Genomic DNA, 15,812 nt, shown 5'->3' with positions numbered 1-15,812 from the left:
TCAAATTATTCAGCACTGACATACAGGGTATTGCCCCTGATTTCATATGCAATCGGCGACAGATATGACAGAACGCCCATTATACTCTCAAGCGATTCCCCACCCATGGTCACCGAAAGACAGAATGACGTGTCTACGCCACTCTCGATTTTAAGGTCGACTCCATATCGCCGACTTACATTAATCAGAATGTCGGAAAGCGGTTCGTTGTCAAATATTGAAAATCGCTCAAACCAACGGCAGTAATTGTCGGCATCAGTATGTGAAAGCATCACTTTTCCCGTTTCACGGTTAAATACCAGCATTTCGCCCGGAGCCATAGTCACATGCTTGTCGCCCCATGGCCCGCTGACATTTATGCTACCCTCCCTCAATATGATATCATGGGTACGGCATGCTGTATAGTTTCTTACATCAAATTCAGTACCTGTCACCTGTATCTGCATGTCGTCCATATCTACGATAAACGGGCAGTCATTATCATGCGCCACATCAAAGTATGCTTCACCGTCTATCTTGACTTTACGGAATCCTCCTGCTGAGAAATCTCGGTTATAGACAAGGGTAGTGCCGCCATTCAGCCACACATGACTCCCGTCAGGCAGTGTAAACTCGCCTACACTCCCTGTTGCGGTGACAAGCATCATATCCGGTTCCGACAGTCTGTTGTCAAGCATATTTACAGTGCCGAATACTAATGCGGTCAGCACTGCGGCCACAGCTGCCACGCGCCATATTATACCGGCAGGACTATAATATCTGCCATTTCGGGATGCCGGTGTCTCGATTGACTGCAAAAGCCGTATAAGGCCGGCCATATTTACTTTTCCCGACATGTCCTCGCCCGAGGCCCATATACGTGCGATGCTCTCCGACAGACGGTGCTCGTCGCTGTGGTCAAGTATCCATGACTCAATCTTTTCCCGCTCTTCATCCGGAATGTCGCGGGATGCGCCTAGGTATCCTACAATCAGGTCGTAATCATCTGGTGTATGATGTATCATCTGGTGCTATGATTTTTCGGTTAATCCGTTTTGTTTATCCAAGACGCACAAGTTTATGCATATGCTAACATACGATAACATTTTTTTGAAAAAAACATTTTAAAAATGCGCAATGCACGGAATACGCAATAATTCACCTCACTGCACAATAAAAAAGCAAGAACCGGTGTTAATACTATACCGTCCAACCGACCCATTGCCGGGCTGATTCTGTACAGTGGACACTACTCTCTCTCCACGACAAACTTATCACCAATATCCTATATGGAAAATAAACATACGGTACCGGTGCCGACCGACGCCAGCATTATCCTCACTTACCGCTGCCCAATGCGCTGCAAGATGTGCAACATATGGCAGAACCCTACCGACAGACGCGAGGAGATAACCGCGGCCGATTTGCGCTGTCTGCCCGACCTGAAATTCATAAATCTCACCGGCGGAGAGCCATTCATCCGCGAAGACCTTGCTGAAATTGTCGAGGAGTGCTACCGCCACACCCGTAGGATTGTGATATCCACAAGCGGATGGTTTGAGGATCGTGTGATAGCGCTTGCACGCCGTTTTCCCGACATCGGCATACGCATATCGATAGAGGGGCTCAGCGGCAAGAACGACGAGTTGCGCGGTCATGCCGGTGGATTTGACAAGGGGCTCCGCACACTCCTTGCTCTTAAGCAGATGGGCCTTAAGGATATCGGTTTCGGCTGCACAGTCAGCAACAACAACTCGGCCGACATGCTCTCTCTGTATCAGCTCAGTCGCTCGCTCGGCATGGAATTTGCCACCGCCGCCTTCCACAATTCATATTATTTCCATAAGGATGACAATGTAATTACCAACAAGGAGGAGGTATGCCGCAATTTCGAGCAACTGATTGAATGGCAGCTTCAGGAGAAGCACCCGAAATCGTGGTTTCGCGCATGGTTCAACATGGGCCTCATCAATTATATCGAAGGTGGACGCCGGATGCTCCCCTGCGAGGCCGGTTCGGCCAATTTCTTCATCGACCCTTGGGGCGAGGTATATCCCTGCAACGGCCTTGAGCCAAAATACTGGAAGAAATCGATGGGCAACATACACACCACTCCCGACTTCATGGAGCTATGGCGCTCGCCGCAGGCGGCAGAGGTGCGCGACTGTGTGGCCCGTTGTCCCAAAAACTGCTGGATGGTAGGCACGGCATCGCCGGTAATGCATAAATACATGAAATATCCGATGCGATGGGCTGTCACCAACAAGTTGCGCTCGATGCGCGGGCTGAAACCGTGTCTTGACAAGACCTGGCACGATGTAGGGCAGAATCCTTCTCAGGGCGACCTCCGCGAAAAATTCTGACCATATTCACACATTATCCCATGAAAGTATTCGTAACCGGCACGCGAGGCATACCAGGAGTGATGGGCGGAGTGGAGACCCACTGCGAGCATCTCTATCCGCGCCTTGCCGCGATGGGCTACGATATTACAGTCGTGAGGCGCGACTCGTATGTGGCCGGCGATTCCCGTACACGATGGCAGGGGGTGAATCTGGTCGACATAGCCACTCCCCGCAAAAAGGCTTTTGAGGCGATAGTCCATACGATAAGAGCCGTGGTTGCCGCTCGCCGGGCTAAGGCCGATCTGCTGCATATACACGCCGTGGGGCCATCGCTGGCAGTACCCCTGGCCAAACTCCTAGGCATGCGTGTCGTAATGACCAACCACGGGCCCGACTATGAGCGCGCCAAATGGGGACGATTAGCCCGCACGATTATCAAGATGGGCGAAAGCTGGGGGAGTCGTTTCTCCGACGATGTGATTGTAATCAGCGACGCCATTCGCCGCAACATCGCCTCTCGCTATGGCCGCACACGCCGTGTACATCTTATATACAATGGTGTCCCTGAGCCTGAGATATGTTCCGACGACGCATACTTCTCTGAACTCGGAATCAAGCCCGGACGATATATTCTGGGCATGAGCCGTTTTGTGCCCGAGAAGAATCTCCACCACCTTATCGATGCCTTCAACCGCACCGGCCTCGCCCGGTATGGATATAAACTCTTGCTTGCAGGCGACGCCGACTTCGAGGACGACTACTCACGCTTGCTCAAGCAAAAGGCCCGCGACAACGATGTGGTGCTGACCGGATTCATACGCGGACGGCGGCTGCACTCGCTCCTCTCCAACGCGGCATGCTTCTCGCTCCCATCTTCCCACGAAGGGCTACCCATCGCTTTGCTTGAGGCTATGTCATATCGACTGCCGGTGGTGGTGAGCGACATCCCCGCCAATCTTGAGGTAGGACTGCCCGCCGGTGACTATTTTCCCACCGGCGACATCGACACCCTCGCATCGCGCATACGTTCAAAAATCGACAATGGCCCGCAACGTATCGATTACAGCCTCGGAAAATATGACTGGGACAACATCGCCATGCAGGTAGCGTCGGTATATGGCGCTCCGGACAGCGCCATATAGTTGCCCGAATCCCTCTTTTTGTGTAAATTTGTAGTCACGTATATCACATGTGACAAATACCTCTATGAATTTAAAGACCATATCCGCAGCTATTGCCGCCATATTCGCGGCAGGGCATTTTACTGCATCGGCCTGTACAAGCCTTATCGCAGCCCCCGGCGCCACCGCCGACGGAAGCGCCATGATAACATACGCCGCCGACTCCCATACCCTCTACGGCGAGCTCTACTCAACACCGGCAGCCGACCATGCCCCCGGAGAGATGCGCGAAGTACGCGACTGGGACACCGGACGCCTCCTCGGACATATCCCCCAGCCGGCCCACACCTATGCTACCGTAGGCAACATCAACGAGCATGGCCTCGCAATCAGCGAGAGCACATGGGGAGGGCGCGAGGAACTGGTCGACACCACCGGAATAATCGACTACGGCTCTCTCATCTACATCACCCTCGAGCGTGCCAAGACCGCTCGCGAGGCCATAAAGACTATGACCGACCTTGTTGCCGAATACGGTTATGCAAGCGAGGGCGAATCATTCTCGATAGCCGACGGCAACGAGGCCTGGATTATGGAGATGATAGGCAAGGGAGGCAAGAGCAAAGGAGCCGTATGGGTGGCCCGCCGTATCCCCGACGGCATGATTTCCGGACATGCCAACCACGCCCGCATCCACACCTTCCCCCTCAACGACCCGGAGACCCTGTATTCGCCCGATGTCATCAACTTCGCCCGCTCACAAGGCTACTTCTCCGGCAAGGACAAGGATTTCGACTTTTCGAAAGCATATGCAATCACCGATTTCGGCGCGCTGCGCGGATGCGACGCGCGCGTGTGGTCATTTTTCAAGAAACACTCCGACGACGATATCGATCGCTGGCTCCCCTGGATCAACGAGGCCAAGGGCGAACCGATGCCACTGTGGGTAAAGCCCGCACGCCCGCTATCGGTGCGCGACATGCAGTGGGCTATGCGCGACCACTTCGAGGACACACCCTTCGACATGACACAGGATGTCGGAGCCGGCCCGTTCAAGGTGCCCTACCGCTGGCGTCCGATGACATTTACTGTCGACAGTGTTGAGTACACCAACGAACGCGCCATCGCCACACAGCAGACCGGATTCAGCTTTGTGGCGCAGCTGCGCAAGGATATGCCCAAAGCTATGAAAGGTGTTCTGTGGTTCGGAGTCGACGACACCAATACCTGTGTGTATGTGCCAATGTACTGTTCGATTCAGCGTGTGCCGCGCTGCTATGCCCCGGGCAACGGCGACATGCTTACACTCAGCTGGGACGCTGCATTCTGGGTCCACAACTATGTGGCCAATCAGGCCTACAACCGCTACAGCCAGATGATTCCCGACATACGCCGCGTACAGAACGAGCTTGAGGACAATATCGCCCATGCGGCAGCCGACATCGAGTCGCGCGCCATGCATCTCGCTCCCGCCGACCAGGAACGTCTGCTTACCGAATTCTCATGCACATGGGCCGACCGCTCGACCAAACGCTTCAAAGAGCTCGGCGACTATCTTTTTGTAAAATACCTCGACGGCAATATAAAGAAAGAGACAGCCCCCGGACGGTTTGCCCGCACTCCTGAAGGGCAGTGCGCATCGCCTGTGTTCGGAGGATACAGCGAGGAATATTACCGCTCGGTGGCAAAAGATGCCGGCGAACGCCTTAAAGTAGTCAACCCTTGATTCCATAATTATTTAACATATGTCACGTCAGGACAACGAGATGCCGGGCCTCAGCTTGCTCGGTAATACAGCGACTAACTATCCGGATAAATATGCCCCGCAGGTGCTTGAGACATTCCCCAACAAGCATCCCGACAACGAATACCTCGTCACATTCCATTGTCCGGAATTCACATCGCTCTGCCCAAAGACGGGCCAGCCCGATTTCGCAAAAATCATCATAAGCTACATACCGCGCGAACGCATGGTAGAGAGCAAGAGTCTGAAGCTGTATCTGTTCAGCTTCCGCAATCACGGCGACTTCCACGAAGATTGCGTGAACATTATCATGAAGGACCTCGTGGCTCTCATGGACCCTCGCTATCTGGAGGTAAAGGGCATATTCACCCCTCGCGGCGGCATCGCCATACACCCCTTTGCCAACTATGCCGACGATGAGCACCGCGACATGGCCCGCTCGCGCATGCTCGCCTCATTTCCTGAATCCTGACAGATATGACTCCTGACAGAGACAAGAAATACACTTTCCCGGCCCGAGAGATAGAAGTCAACCGTGAGTCGGGAAAGCTCTTTTTCAATATCAGCGCATTCGGCCGCACATACCGAGTGCCTGCCTATAATTTTCAGCGCGACAGTCTTCCGGAAAGCATCACATGCGTGCTTCGCGACGACGGGAAGATGGAACAGGATCTTGACACTATCCTGCCGCAATTCTACACCGTGGGCGAAGACTATGCATTCTGCGTGCTGTCAGGGCTACAGTCGGGCGGCTACAAGGTGCGCGACGATATCAACGGTTTTACGTTTCCGCTTACCGACTTCGGACGCCGCCGTCTGCAGCGCTTCAAGCGAATTGTATGTCGGGTAAACGGTATCGCCGACGGTATGCTCCAGCTTTCTCTTGTTGACTATGAGAAAGAACGGGCTACCACCGTAGGGATTACACCCGGCCAGATAGCCATGCTCGACCCCGAAGGGTCAATGACCGGAGAGTGGATTATCTCGTTCATGCGTTCCCACAAAGTGCTCGGCGAGGCTCTGTCGCTTTGCGAAAACTCCGACCCGCGATGGGTAATTGCCGCCCTTGAGGGCGTGGAGCGCAACTTCGCCCAATGGCTCAACCCAAAGAAGGGATGCCGTCCCGACATATATATGCAGCGCAAACTGCGCTGGCTCGAACGATATATAGCCATAGCTACCGGCGTGCTTGAACGCGGCAGTGTGCTCGGCGCGTTTCCCGCCTCCTCCCACGAAGGGATACAGGCCCGGCTAGCACGCATAATAACCCATGCCGGCGACTATCGCGAGGCTATCTGGCTGCTGCTCGACGGACGCGAGCAGGCATTTATCGACGATGCCATCGACACACTCAAACTATCGGGTTATCTTTATCAGCCAGAACGCCGCATGCGTGTGCTCATGTCGCTGTTCACTCTGCGCACGGAGTATCTGCGTCGATACGTGTCCGACATATTCGACATCATACGCGACCGTCATGCCCAGCCCCGGTTTGCCAAACTCTACAGCAAGGCATTCATCGAGATGCTCGACATCTTCATCAACAATGAAAGCAAGATTGTCGCCGCCATAGACAAAGCCTCGGTACGCGAGATGATTGTAGCCCTTGCCCTGCAGCTGCTGCTTACTTCCGGACGCGATTTCTCTTCGTGGAATCTGTACCGCGCCATGCTCTACCGCTACGCGTCGATGCTTATCGACAAGCGCAGTTCCGAACTTATCGACAAAGCATTCTGCACATTGCTCGGCGAGAATGAAGATGCCATCGAATTCGGGTGGAACGATCTTGACGACGTATCGCTCCTGTGCTCGACAAGGCTGTTGCGCCCGGTGCAGCACCGTGGTATCCCGGTGCAGGGTGTCTACGAAAGCAGCAGCGCCATAATACGTCTGCGCGACGGCATAATCACCATCGCACACTCCGACCATGCCGCACTACGCAACGTACTTCCCTCCGACATGTTCGCTCCCCGAAAGGTACAGGTGCTGCTCAACGAGAAACTCCCCGAAAAAACCGGCAGTGACATCAACGATCTGAGCCGCCTGCACACTATATGGGACACCGTGCAGGACACTCTACTTACCCCCCGCAAAACCAATACTCATAAAGCCGACACGACATCCAGGACCGTGCTCCCTGAAGTGGGACAGTCGGTGCTTGTAAGAATTGCTGGCGCGATGCCGGATAATCCGCACAATTTCCTGTGCTGTGTCGAAGAGCCCGGCTATACCGGACAGGGCACTATCAACACATTCGACATCGTGATATACCCACTTGCAGCAAAAGCCGAGGATTTTGTAGATTTCGACAGCGGACGCCCGTTCCTGCTCAAAGCCACTGTCGAGGAAGTGGACTATGCCACAGGGATGATGCGCTTCTCGATGCGCAAAGGCATACGCGAGCTTACCATACGCATGGCCTCTGAAGCACGCGACTCCAAAGAGGAGTGCCGCACCTATCTCTACGACTACCGCAGCGCCACCAACCAGTGGTTCGGAGTTACCGATTCCGGATTTCCTGTCGTTTTCAAGGCACCGCGCGAAGAACTTATGGCCAATGAAGTGGTGTACACCCGGATTGAGTACATTAATTCACGTCCTGACAACAAACTGTTTATCAACGGACGGTTTATTGACACAGAGGACAAGGACGACAATCTGTTCCGCTTCAAGCGCAACGCGTTCTATTATCTGCTTAAACGCTATGCCGGCGGCGCATTGTACTCGCCTGCTCCGGGAGCGGATACCGACGAGATGGTAGCAGCACCCACCGAGCCCGAGGTATATCTTCAGCCCGACGAGGTAAGAGAGCTGATAAGGCTCGTCGACAGCGTGGCCTCGATGCGCCATACCGACTATGTGCCCACCTACAATCATCTTGCGCTCGCAAGGCTGCTGTCGGCCATACTTGACGACACTTTCCTGCGCGAGGTATACTCCGTAAAGATGTCGCTTGTCGAGGCCTTGTGGTCATTTGCGGCTGTAGGATGGATTGACAGGGAGACGTTTGACGCCCTTGACCGCCGCGCGTCAATGCTCGCCCAGAGCGATCCCGACACACGTCGCCGTCTGATGATACTGCGGGTGCTCTCGCGCCTCGACACTCCCTGGCAGGAATCGGGCGCTCTTGTAGATGCCGCATCAAGCGGCGACAACACAACAATCGGAGCGCTCGCCCGTCTGGTAATGTCGTACAATTTCCTACGAGGCATTGAGGTATACGAGGCTCGCCAGACTCTTAAGCGGGAGATTTACCGACTGCTCGACCTGCCTATGCCCGACACGCTCCACACACGTGTGGCACAGGAGGAGGACATTTACCACGAATTCAAAACATCCCTGATATATCCGCCCGAACGCGACCGTCACATGACGGCCGACCCGCGACTACAGGTAGCCGACATAATGAAGGGTATCGATGCCATGCTCAACCAGAAGGGTGGTACACTCTTTATCGGCGTTAACAACAACGGACAACCCGTAGGGCTCCATTCCGACTTTGTATACCTCAACGGCGGAATAGACGATTACGATATCCAGGATGTGAAAGACAAGTTCCGTCTGATGCTTGACAACGGCATGCGCCGGCATTTCGGAGCCGCACCGGAGGGCGTTGTACTCTATCCCGACTATGTGAAGCCTGAGTTTGACTTCATTGACGGACAGTGGGTATGCCGCATCGACGTGCGTCCCGCTCCGGTAATAATCCCGATGACAGATGGAACCGTATACGTACGCGGCATAAACGGGAAGGGCGAACCCCTCACCTCCAAGGAGATAAAAGCGCTGAAAGCGGCCCGATAGATATACGTATAAACAAGGAGTCTGCGGCTACCTGATTCTTATCAGTGTATCCGCAGACTCCTGGATATATATTGACAGCAGATGGATATGATGGTTGTAGAGATTTATATTTAGGCATCCAATGCTGCTGGATCCGCACTCAATTCAAGATTAGTGCAATCTGTTATCTTGGCTCGATTCTCAACAGAGAGCCGGCGTATAAGACGTATCAATCGGTACGCGGGCCTCTGTCCCGTCATATGTCGTTGCTCTATTTCTATGTCTTATGCCTCCTTTCTATTAGAATGTGGCATGCGGTGATTCTTACTTTTGCCGCGGCTTTCCGCATGCGGCTTCCGGAAAAAGGTAAGAGCGGATACGACCGATTTGGGATTTCTATTTTGAGAGCCATTACATATGTGTACGGGCTCTTGTAGTTCCGTCGGGAAACTTCGCATACATCCTTTCATGCCCTACCCGCTCTTGCCGGAAGTATATGCATAACGAAAATCGGGATGAAAAAGTTAGCTCCGGGAGCCGTTTTTTATGATATTTACAAAAAGTTTCACATAGCTTTTGTTAATATTTTCCCGGTTATTCTGTATCTTTGCCATACAGCGCCAGCCTCCGGAAGGCAATCTAATACAATTAACAATCGTCTACATCCTCAACACCCCGACAATATGAAATTAATAACAAGAGCTATTTGTGCTGCCGCCATATGTGCCGTGGCCACTACTACGCTGACTCTATGCGTAGGCAAGAACACCGATATCGAAGGAAGATGGATTCAGCCTGTGCCTGGACAGCCTGACGCATGGCAGGGAATTGCACTCGAGCCTGATGGAAAAGCCTCATCAATAAACATGGCCACACTCGCCTACGACACATGGACAATCGAAGGCAACCGCCTCATACTCGGAGGCAAAAGCATAGGCAACGGCCAGACAATAGATTTCTCCGACACCCTTGTCGTTGTCAGACTGTCGGCAGATACCATGGTACTGCGAATGGGCGCGATGGACCTCGAGTATACAAGAGAAAAATGCCAATAGCCCGCCAAGCTAATAATAGCTGACAAAACTGTAATGCCTACGTCTGCCGGGATATCCCGAATCCGACTGATTGCAATATGCCTCTTTCTCAAATGAGATATTAAGGTATCCCTTGTGTAAACCCCTGTACTGTATTACCCGTATCAGCCACTCCACTACATACGCCAGATAGAAAAACAGATATCCCAGTTCTTTCATCTGTGCGGTATGTATCTTCTCGTGGGTTATGATTGTGCGGTTGCACGGACCCTTGGCAAACAGCACTCCGAAAAGATTTATCGCATAGTACCGTTTGCCGACAGGAATCAGTCTGTTATAGATAATTTTCATCGTACTGTAGTGTAATTTTTTTACACACCTGATATAATAACGTAGACGGCGGCCGAATATTCGGCCGCCGTCCTCTGTATGGATATCCGGTATTTGCCTGTAATGGCAATATGCTACTCAACCACGAAGTCAATACGACGGTTGGGCGACAATTCCTTTGATATCGGGTCGGAGGTATTAAGACCGCTGGCTTTCAGGCAGTCGGGAGCTACGCCCTTGCTTACAAGATAGTCGACAACAGTGGCGGCCCGCTTATCGGAAAGCACCTGGTTGGCCTGTGGATTGCCTTCTCGAGAGGCATATCCGTTGACCGTAATCTTCATGCCGGGATTCTCTTTCATTATCCGGGCCACATTGTCGAGAATAGCCTTTGCATCAGGCTTAAGCTGATATTCTCCGACAGGATATTCAATTGCGTCAAACTGTTTCTGATATTTCTCTATCTGGGCAACAGCCTCAGCCGGTGCGGTGGTACACGTACCGGTGTTACCGGTCACCTTGGCTGTAGCAGCACCGGTGGCGTCAGACACAGCAGCTCCAGTTGAGGAATTTACGCTGCTTGCATCAGTACCGGCATTCTGGCCGGCAACGCCATTTGCCCCGGTCTGAGCACCTCCGCCGGCCTCATCGACAATGATGGCAGTTTCGGTGATTTCCCCTGCCGGAACCACAGTATCATCCTTACTGCAGCACTTACCGATGAACAGAGCTATAAGGAATATGAGGAAGATACCGAGCAGAACCCACAGCCATCCCAGACAACCGCGTTTCATCTTGCTCTCCTCATATTGCTGTACCGTCTCAACCTCGTCACCGGGAACGAAGCCGTTGACATACTCTATATAGTAGGAGCCTTTTTTACCCACCTGCTGCTGATGCTCAAACTCGGCCACCTCTATGTCGTAGTCGGCGGCACGGCGCACCAGATTGTCATATGAGGGCTTTGTCCAAAGTTTTGCCATGGCTACTCTCTTGCCATCGGCAGTCTCGATTACCTCATCGGCCGATGTAAAATAGTGCTCGTCGGCATCAGGGGTGTCGGCGTCAATGAAAATTTCGGCCACACCTTTATCGGGCGATAGCGCGTCGGGAAAGGCATTGCGCAGATCTTCAATTGTTGCCTCGGGATACAGCTTCATGTATGCATGAATTATCCCCAGCGCAGTTAGGTTTTGAGCCTGTCCGTAGACTCTGATTTTGCTTGCCATGATTCTCTTTTTTTGGGGGTTATAAACTTCGAGAAAAATTTTTATGGAAGAGTAGGCTTTTATTTAAAAAAGATTTGTAACGCAAAAAGTTTAGAGCTTGTTTAATAATAAATGTTACCGTCAGGGCGGTCAGTCGGCGAGCAGATTTTCGCTTGTAATGAGGGAGTTATGGGGCTCCATAACGACCGAAGAACGGGCGGAAATATGCCGGCGAATGACCGAAGGGATGTAATTTGTTCCATATTGTTGATATATTTTTACATTTGCTTTAAAGCAGGCAAGAGATTGAATGGTTATAAAGTTACCTTTTGTCTCGTATATCTTGGCCGCTTTTCGCCTTGTTCCTCAGTCATGTACATAAAGTACACTCCTTCGTCACATGTCGAAAATCGACTCAAGCTATACGACCCTGGCGGCAACATTTATTATTAAACAAGCTCTTATAGTCATCTGCCTAATTCTTGCATTTTGCAAGCCGACTGCCCGTTTCATTGTGCGTTTTCTTATCCGTACTATTAATTTCACAGTTTGAGGCTCCATTAAAGCATGTTTAATAACATGCCGTCACAGACTCTGCCTACATCGACATTTTATTATTATCCCTCATAAAACCATCTATCTTTCCTCACGAAGTGTTTACAAATGCAAACATACTGCCACCCAACCTTCAGGAATGAAGATTTTCTACATATGTCGATAAGTTTTTTGGAATTTGTAGTTGCAAATTTTTGGGTAAATATATGGAATTTCTGTAACTTTACACCTTTGAACCGTTGAGCTATGAACGACCAACCCTACCACATACCTGCGCTCCTTGATGCAACCATCAAAGGCCTTGATATAAAGCCCGATGGCACCTATGTCGACGTCACATTCGGTGGCGGCGGACATTCGCGTGCGATTATGCGGCAACTTGGGGGCGAAGGCCGTCTGCTCAGTTTCGACCAGGACGCCGACGCAATGGCCAACGCCATCGACGACCCGAGGTTTACATTCGTCTACGGAAACTTCCGCTTTCTGCGCAACTTCCTGCGCTTCTACGACGCGCCTCAGGTCGACGGAATCCTTGCCGACCTCGGAGTATCGTTCCATCATTTCGACGACCCGGAGCGCGGATTCTCGTTCCGCTTTGACGGACCGCTCGACATGCGAATGAACCGCCGGGCCGAACACTCCGCGGCATGGCTCTTGGCAAATGCCTCTGAAGAAGAACTTACACGCATGTTCACCCTTTACGGCGAGCTTCGCCAGGGAAAGCGACTCGCACGAGCTATCGTGAAAGAGCGCGACAACTCTCCTGTCGACACTGTCGAGCGCCTTATTGACCTCTCTCGGCCATTCATCGACAAGCGGCGCGAGAAAAAAGAGCTTGCTCAGGTGTTTCAGGCACTGCGTATCGAGGTAAACGGTGAAATGGAAGCCCTGCAGGCATTCCTGCGCCAGACACTCGAAGTACTCAAGCCGGGAGGAAGACTCGCAATAATCACATACCATTCGCTCGAAGACAGGCTGGTCAAGAACTTCATGCGCACAGGCAATCTCGACGGACAACTCCGGCAGGATTTCTACGGACGCAATCTCTCCCCTCTCCGCCTCCTCACCTCCAAACCCATAATACCCGACGATGACGAAATCGAATCCAATCCTCGCTCACGCAGCGCGAAACTTCGCATCGCCGAAAAGATATAACATAGCCCCGCAATGGCAAAAAAAACGACATCAAAACGCAAAAGCGACAATATAATATTGAGGATAGTCCACGGGCGTCTGCTACCCATCGACTACTTCGTAAAGCATTGGGTGTACGTACTCCTATGCGTAGGAATGATTATGGTGTACATCACCAACCGCTACCAGTGCCTGACACGCATGGAAGAGATACGTAAGCTTGAGCACGAACTTGAAATCGTGCAGACGGAACGCATACGCGAACGCAGCGAATACATGAGCCGCATACGAGAGTCGTCGATGCAGGAACTCGTCGACACAATGCACCTCAACCTGCGCGTACAGGACAAGCCTCCCTACCGGCTCGCGCCGCGATGACCCCCGGCACACAAGACATCACCAAGCCTCATCTCCATCATCTCCAAACAACCCGTTCTTGTTATAGCAACACATGGATTCAAGCGCACGATGAAAAAAGAAAACCGCTCGCACATATTACTTAGATATGCCGTAATCATCGGTCTGATTTTCCTGTTTGCCGGAGCTGTCGTGTACAATTCGCTCGACAACACCGTGCTTTCCGCGCCGAAATGGAATGAGAAAGCCATGCAGGAACTGTCAAGAGTGGTATCCCTACCCCCCGACCGAGGCAACATTCTCGCCAACAACGGCAGCATACTCGCCACCAACCTCTGCTTCTACAACATACGCATCGACTACCGCAGCGAACGATTCCTCGAAGGACGCTATCTTGTAGCAGTCGACTCGCTCGCCGACAGTCTGGCCAAGCATTTCCCCATACGCGACAAAGCCGGATGGAAGAAACGGCTTATGAAACCCCTGGAGACAGAAAAAAGGAAGCGTCCGAGAGCCTACAAGCTCCTTGGCAATATCTCCGATACCCAATACCAGCTGTTGCGCACATTCCCGTTCTTCAATATCCCCAATCGCAATAAGACCGGACTCACACGCGAGCCGGTAATGCGACGTGTCAACCCCTACGGGGCCATGGCCCGACGCTCGATTGGGGGTGTAGGCATCGACTCAATCACCGGAGAGACCCATGGCATATCCGGACTCGAACGCGCCCTCGACTCGCTGCTATACGGCACGCCGGGAGTAGCGAAAAAAGTGCCTCTGACAAAAGATATCGTCAATTGGACCGACATACCTCCGGTCAACGGCTACAACATAAAGACCACCATCGACATCAACATGCAGGATATCGTGGAGAATTCGCTCAACGATGTTCTTACGGCATGCGACGCCGACTGGGGCGTGGCAGTGCTGATGGAAGTATCCACCGGAAACATCAAGGCGATATCCAATCTCGAGAAAAACCGTGCCGGAACAGAATACATCGAAGGCATGAACCGCGCCGTGCTCGGCTATGAGCCGGGGTCAGTGGTAAAGACACTCTCCATGATGATTGCACTTGAGGACGGCATCGTGACCGATGTAGAGCAGGTGATACCCACAGGTCGCGCATTCCCTTATGCCGGCGGACGCCCCATCACCGACAGCCACGCATGCGACGCCATGCCCGTAAGAGAGGTAATCGAGCGCTCGTCCAATATAGGCATGGCCAAGATAATAACATCGCGCTACGGCGACAATCCCGGAGCATTCTACTCCCGACTGAAGCAGCTCGGATTTCTCGACCCGATGAATACCGGCATCGCCGGAGAGCGGCCGCCGCGCATCGACAGTGTCGCCAACAACCGCGGTGGCCGCATTGCCCTCTCGCGCATGTGCTACGGATACTCCACAGAGATTCCTCCGCTGTATACCCTATCCATATACAATGCCATAGCCAACGACGGTGTATACGTAAAGCCCCGACTGGTCAAAGAACTGATAAGCACCAACGGCGTCGACTCCGTGCTCCCGGTGGCATACATGGGCAACGGACGCGCATGCTCACAGCAGACAGCCGAACGGATGCGCATGATGCTCACACAGGTGGTATGGGGTGACCATGGCACCGGAAAGATGCTGCGCAACGACAAAGTACGCATAGCCGGAAAGACGGGTACGTGCTATATGATCGAAGGCGGCGGCTACAACACCTCCAAAAAGCGCCTCGCTTTCTGCGGATTCTTCCCGGCTGAGAAACCCCAATACTCATGCATAGTGCTGACATGTCATCCGAGGCAAAACTTCTTCGGAGCAGCATCCACTTCAGGCACCGTACTGAAAAATGTGGCTATGAAAATGTACTCGCGCGGCATGCTCAACAACAGTTCCGACTTCCACAGCGACGCAAGACCCGACCCGGGAGTTCCTACATTTTTCGCAACCTCGCGCCCGCATATAGAGCGTCTGCGCGAATCATTCGATATACCCAGGGTAAAGCACTTCGCCACCGCCGACAAGCAATCCGACGGGTTGCCGTCGGTCATCGGATACTCCCTGCGCGAGGCCCTCAACCGGCTTGAAAAAGCCGGCGCGGAAGTCACATTCTCCGGCACAGGATTCGTCACAGCGCAGACCCCATCGCCGGGACATATACCTGCCTACGGGACACGAGTGCATCTTACCCTCGCACAATAAGACCTGACAACAACGACATTTCACCA

General features: G+C 52.6%; 12 protein-coding genes. 9 read left to right on the top strand and 3 right to left on the bottom strand.

Annotated elements, in window-relative coordinates:
• Positions 1–5 precede the first annotated feature (5 nt).
• Complete coding sequence (locus ADH68_RS06485; RefSeq protein ID WP_068961513.1) at positions 6–1,004, bottom strand: FecR family protein; 999 nt, start codon at positions 1,002–1,004, stop codon at positions 6–8.
• Positions 1,005–1,268: 264 nt separating this feature from the next.
• Between ADH68_RS06485 and ADH68_RS06480 the strand changes: the two genes are divergently transcribed.
• The 6 genes from ADH68_RS06480 to ADH68_RS06455 all read left to right on the top strand — a co-directional run bounded on the left by ADH68_RS06480 (position 1,269) and on the right by ADH68_RS06455 (position 10,027).
• Positions 1,269–2,342 carry a radical SAM protein gene (locus tag ADH68_RS06480; protein WP_068961514.1) on the top strand — a complete coding sequence of 358 codons (1,074 nt, stop codon included), beginning with the start codon at positions 1,269–1,271 and terminating at the stop codon, positions 2,340–2,342.
• Positions 2,343–2,362: 20 nt separating this feature from the next.
• A complete protein-coding gene (locus ADH68_RS06475; protein ID WP_068961515.1) occupies positions 2,363–3,466 on the top strand; it encodes a glycosyltransferase family 4 protein in 1,104 nt (367 codons plus the stop codon).
• 64 nt (positions 3,467–3,530) lie between these two features.
• Positions 3,531–5,171 carry a dipeptidase gene (locus ADH68_RS06470; protein WP_068961516.1) on the top strand — a complete coding sequence of 547 codons (1,641 nt, stop codon included), beginning with the start codon at positions 3,531–3,533 and terminating at the stop codon, positions 5,169–5,171.
• Positions 5,172–5,190: 19 nt separating this feature from the next.
• On the top strand, positions 5,191–5,661 hold the full coding sequence (gene queF, locus ADH68_RS06465) for a preQ(1) synthase (RefSeq protein ID WP_068961517.1): 471 nt from the start codon (positions 5,191–5,193) through the stop codon (positions 5,659–5,661).
• 5 nt (positions 5,662–5,666) lie between these two features.
• The gene (locus tag ADH68_RS06460; protein WP_068961518.1) at positions 5,667–8,993 is read left to right on the top strand and encodes an ATP-binding protein; all 3,327 of its coding nucleotides are present in this window, start codon (positions 5,667–5,669) and stop codon (positions 8,991–8,993) included.
• Positions 8,994–9,655: 662 nt separating this feature from the next.
• Positions 9,656–10,027, top strand: a complete 372-nt coding sequence (locus ADH68_RS06455) for a lipocalin-like domain-containing protein (protein ID WP_068961519.1) — start codon at positions 9,656–9,658, stop codon at positions 10,025–10,027.
• Between the two features lie 9 nt (positions 10,028–10,036).
• Here the strand turns inward: ADH68_RS06455 and ADH68_RS06450 are convergent, their stop codons facing one another.
• The gene (locus ADH68_RS06450) at positions 10,037–10,357 is read right to left on the bottom strand and encodes a hypothetical protein (RefSeq protein WP_068961520.1); all 321 of its coding nucleotides are present in this window, start codon (positions 10,355–10,357) and stop codon (positions 10,037–10,039) included.
• A 113-nt stretch (positions 10,358–10,470) separates the two neighbouring features.
• Positions 10,471–11,565 (bottom strand): OmpA family protein, encoded by a 1,095-nt coding sequence (locus ADH68_RS06445; RefSeq protein WP_068961521.1) that lies wholly within the window; start codon positions 11,563–11,565, stop codon positions 10,471–10,473.
• Between the two features lie 780 nt (positions 11,566–12,345).
• Between ADH68_RS06445 and rsmH the strand changes: the two genes are divergently transcribed.
• The 3 genes from rsmH to ADH68_RS06430 all read left to right on the top strand — a co-directional run bounded on the left by rsmH (position 12,346) and on the right by ADH68_RS06430 (position 15,786).
• Positions 12,346–13,254 (top strand): 16S rRNA (cytosine(1402)-N(4))-methyltransferase RsmH, encoded by a 909-nt coding sequence (gene rsmH, locus ADH68_RS06440; protein WP_068961522.1) that lies wholly within the window; start codon positions 12,346–12,348, stop codon positions 13,252–13,254.
• 12 nt (positions 13,255–13,266) lie between these two features.
• Positions 13,267–13,611, top strand: a complete 345-nt coding sequence (locus ADH68_RS06435; protein WP_068961523.1) for an FtsL-like putative cell division protein — start codon at positions 13,267–13,269, stop codon at positions 13,609–13,611.
• Between the two features lie 90 nt (positions 13,612–13,701).
• Entirely contained in the window at positions 13,702–15,786 is a 2,085-nt protein-coding gene (locus ADH68_RS06430; protein ID WP_068961524.1) for a penicillin-binding protein, read from the top strand.
• The last annotated feature ends 26 nt before the right edge of the window (positions 15,787–15,812 follow it).

It is taken from the genome of Muribaculum intestinale (assembly GCF_002201515.1).
Lineage (GTDB): Bacteria > Bacteroidota > Bacteroidia > Bacteroidales > Muribaculaceae > Muribaculum > Muribaculum intestinale.
This window is presented reverse-complemented; position numbering and strand designations above follow the sequence as displayed.

Coding starts and splice junctions, on each gene's coding strand:
- ADH68_RS06485 (WP_068961513.1), bottom strand. CDS start 1,004: ATGATACATCATACACCAGATGATTACGACCTGATTGTAGGATACCTA.
- ADH68_RS06480 (WP_068961514.1), top strand. CDS start 1,269: ATGGAAAATAAACATACGGTACCGGTGCCGACCGACGCCAGCATTATC.
- ADH68_RS06475 (WP_068961515.1), top strand. CDS start 2,363: ATGAAAGTATTCGTAACCGGCACGCGAGGCATACCAGGAGTGATGGGC.
- ADH68_RS06470 (WP_068961516.1), top strand. CDS start 3,531: ATGAATTTAAAGACCATATCCGCAGCTATTGCCGCCATATTCGCGGCA.
- queF (WP_068961517.1), top strand. CDS start 5,191: ATGTCACGTCAGGACAACGAGATGCCGGGCCTCAGCTTGCTCGGTAAT.
- ADH68_RS06460 (WP_068961518.1), top strand. CDS start 5,667: ATGACTCCTGACAGAGACAAGAAATACACTTTCCCGGCCCGAGAGATA.
- ADH68_RS06455 (WP_068961519.1), top strand. CDS start 9,656: ATGAAATTAATAACAAGAGCTATTTGTGCTGCCGCCATATGTGCCGTG.
- ADH68_RS06450 (WP_068961520.1), bottom strand. CDS start 10,357: ATGAAAATTATCTATAACAGACTGATTCCTGTCGGCAAACGGTACTAT.
- ADH68_RS06445 (WP_068961521.1), bottom strand. CDS start 11,565: ATGGCAAGCAAAATCAGAGTCTACGGACAGGCTCAAAACCTAACTGCG.
- rsmH (WP_068961522.1), top strand. CDS start 12,346: ATGAACGACCAACCCTACCACATACCTGCGCTCCTTGATGCAACCATC.
- ADH68_RS06435 (WP_068961523.1), top strand. CDS start 13,267: ATGGCAAAAAAAACGACATCAAAACGCAAAAGCGACAATATAATATTG.
- ADH68_RS06430 (WP_068961524.1), top strand. CDS start 13,702: ATGAAAAAAGAAAACCGCTCGCACATATTACTTAGATATGCCGTAATC.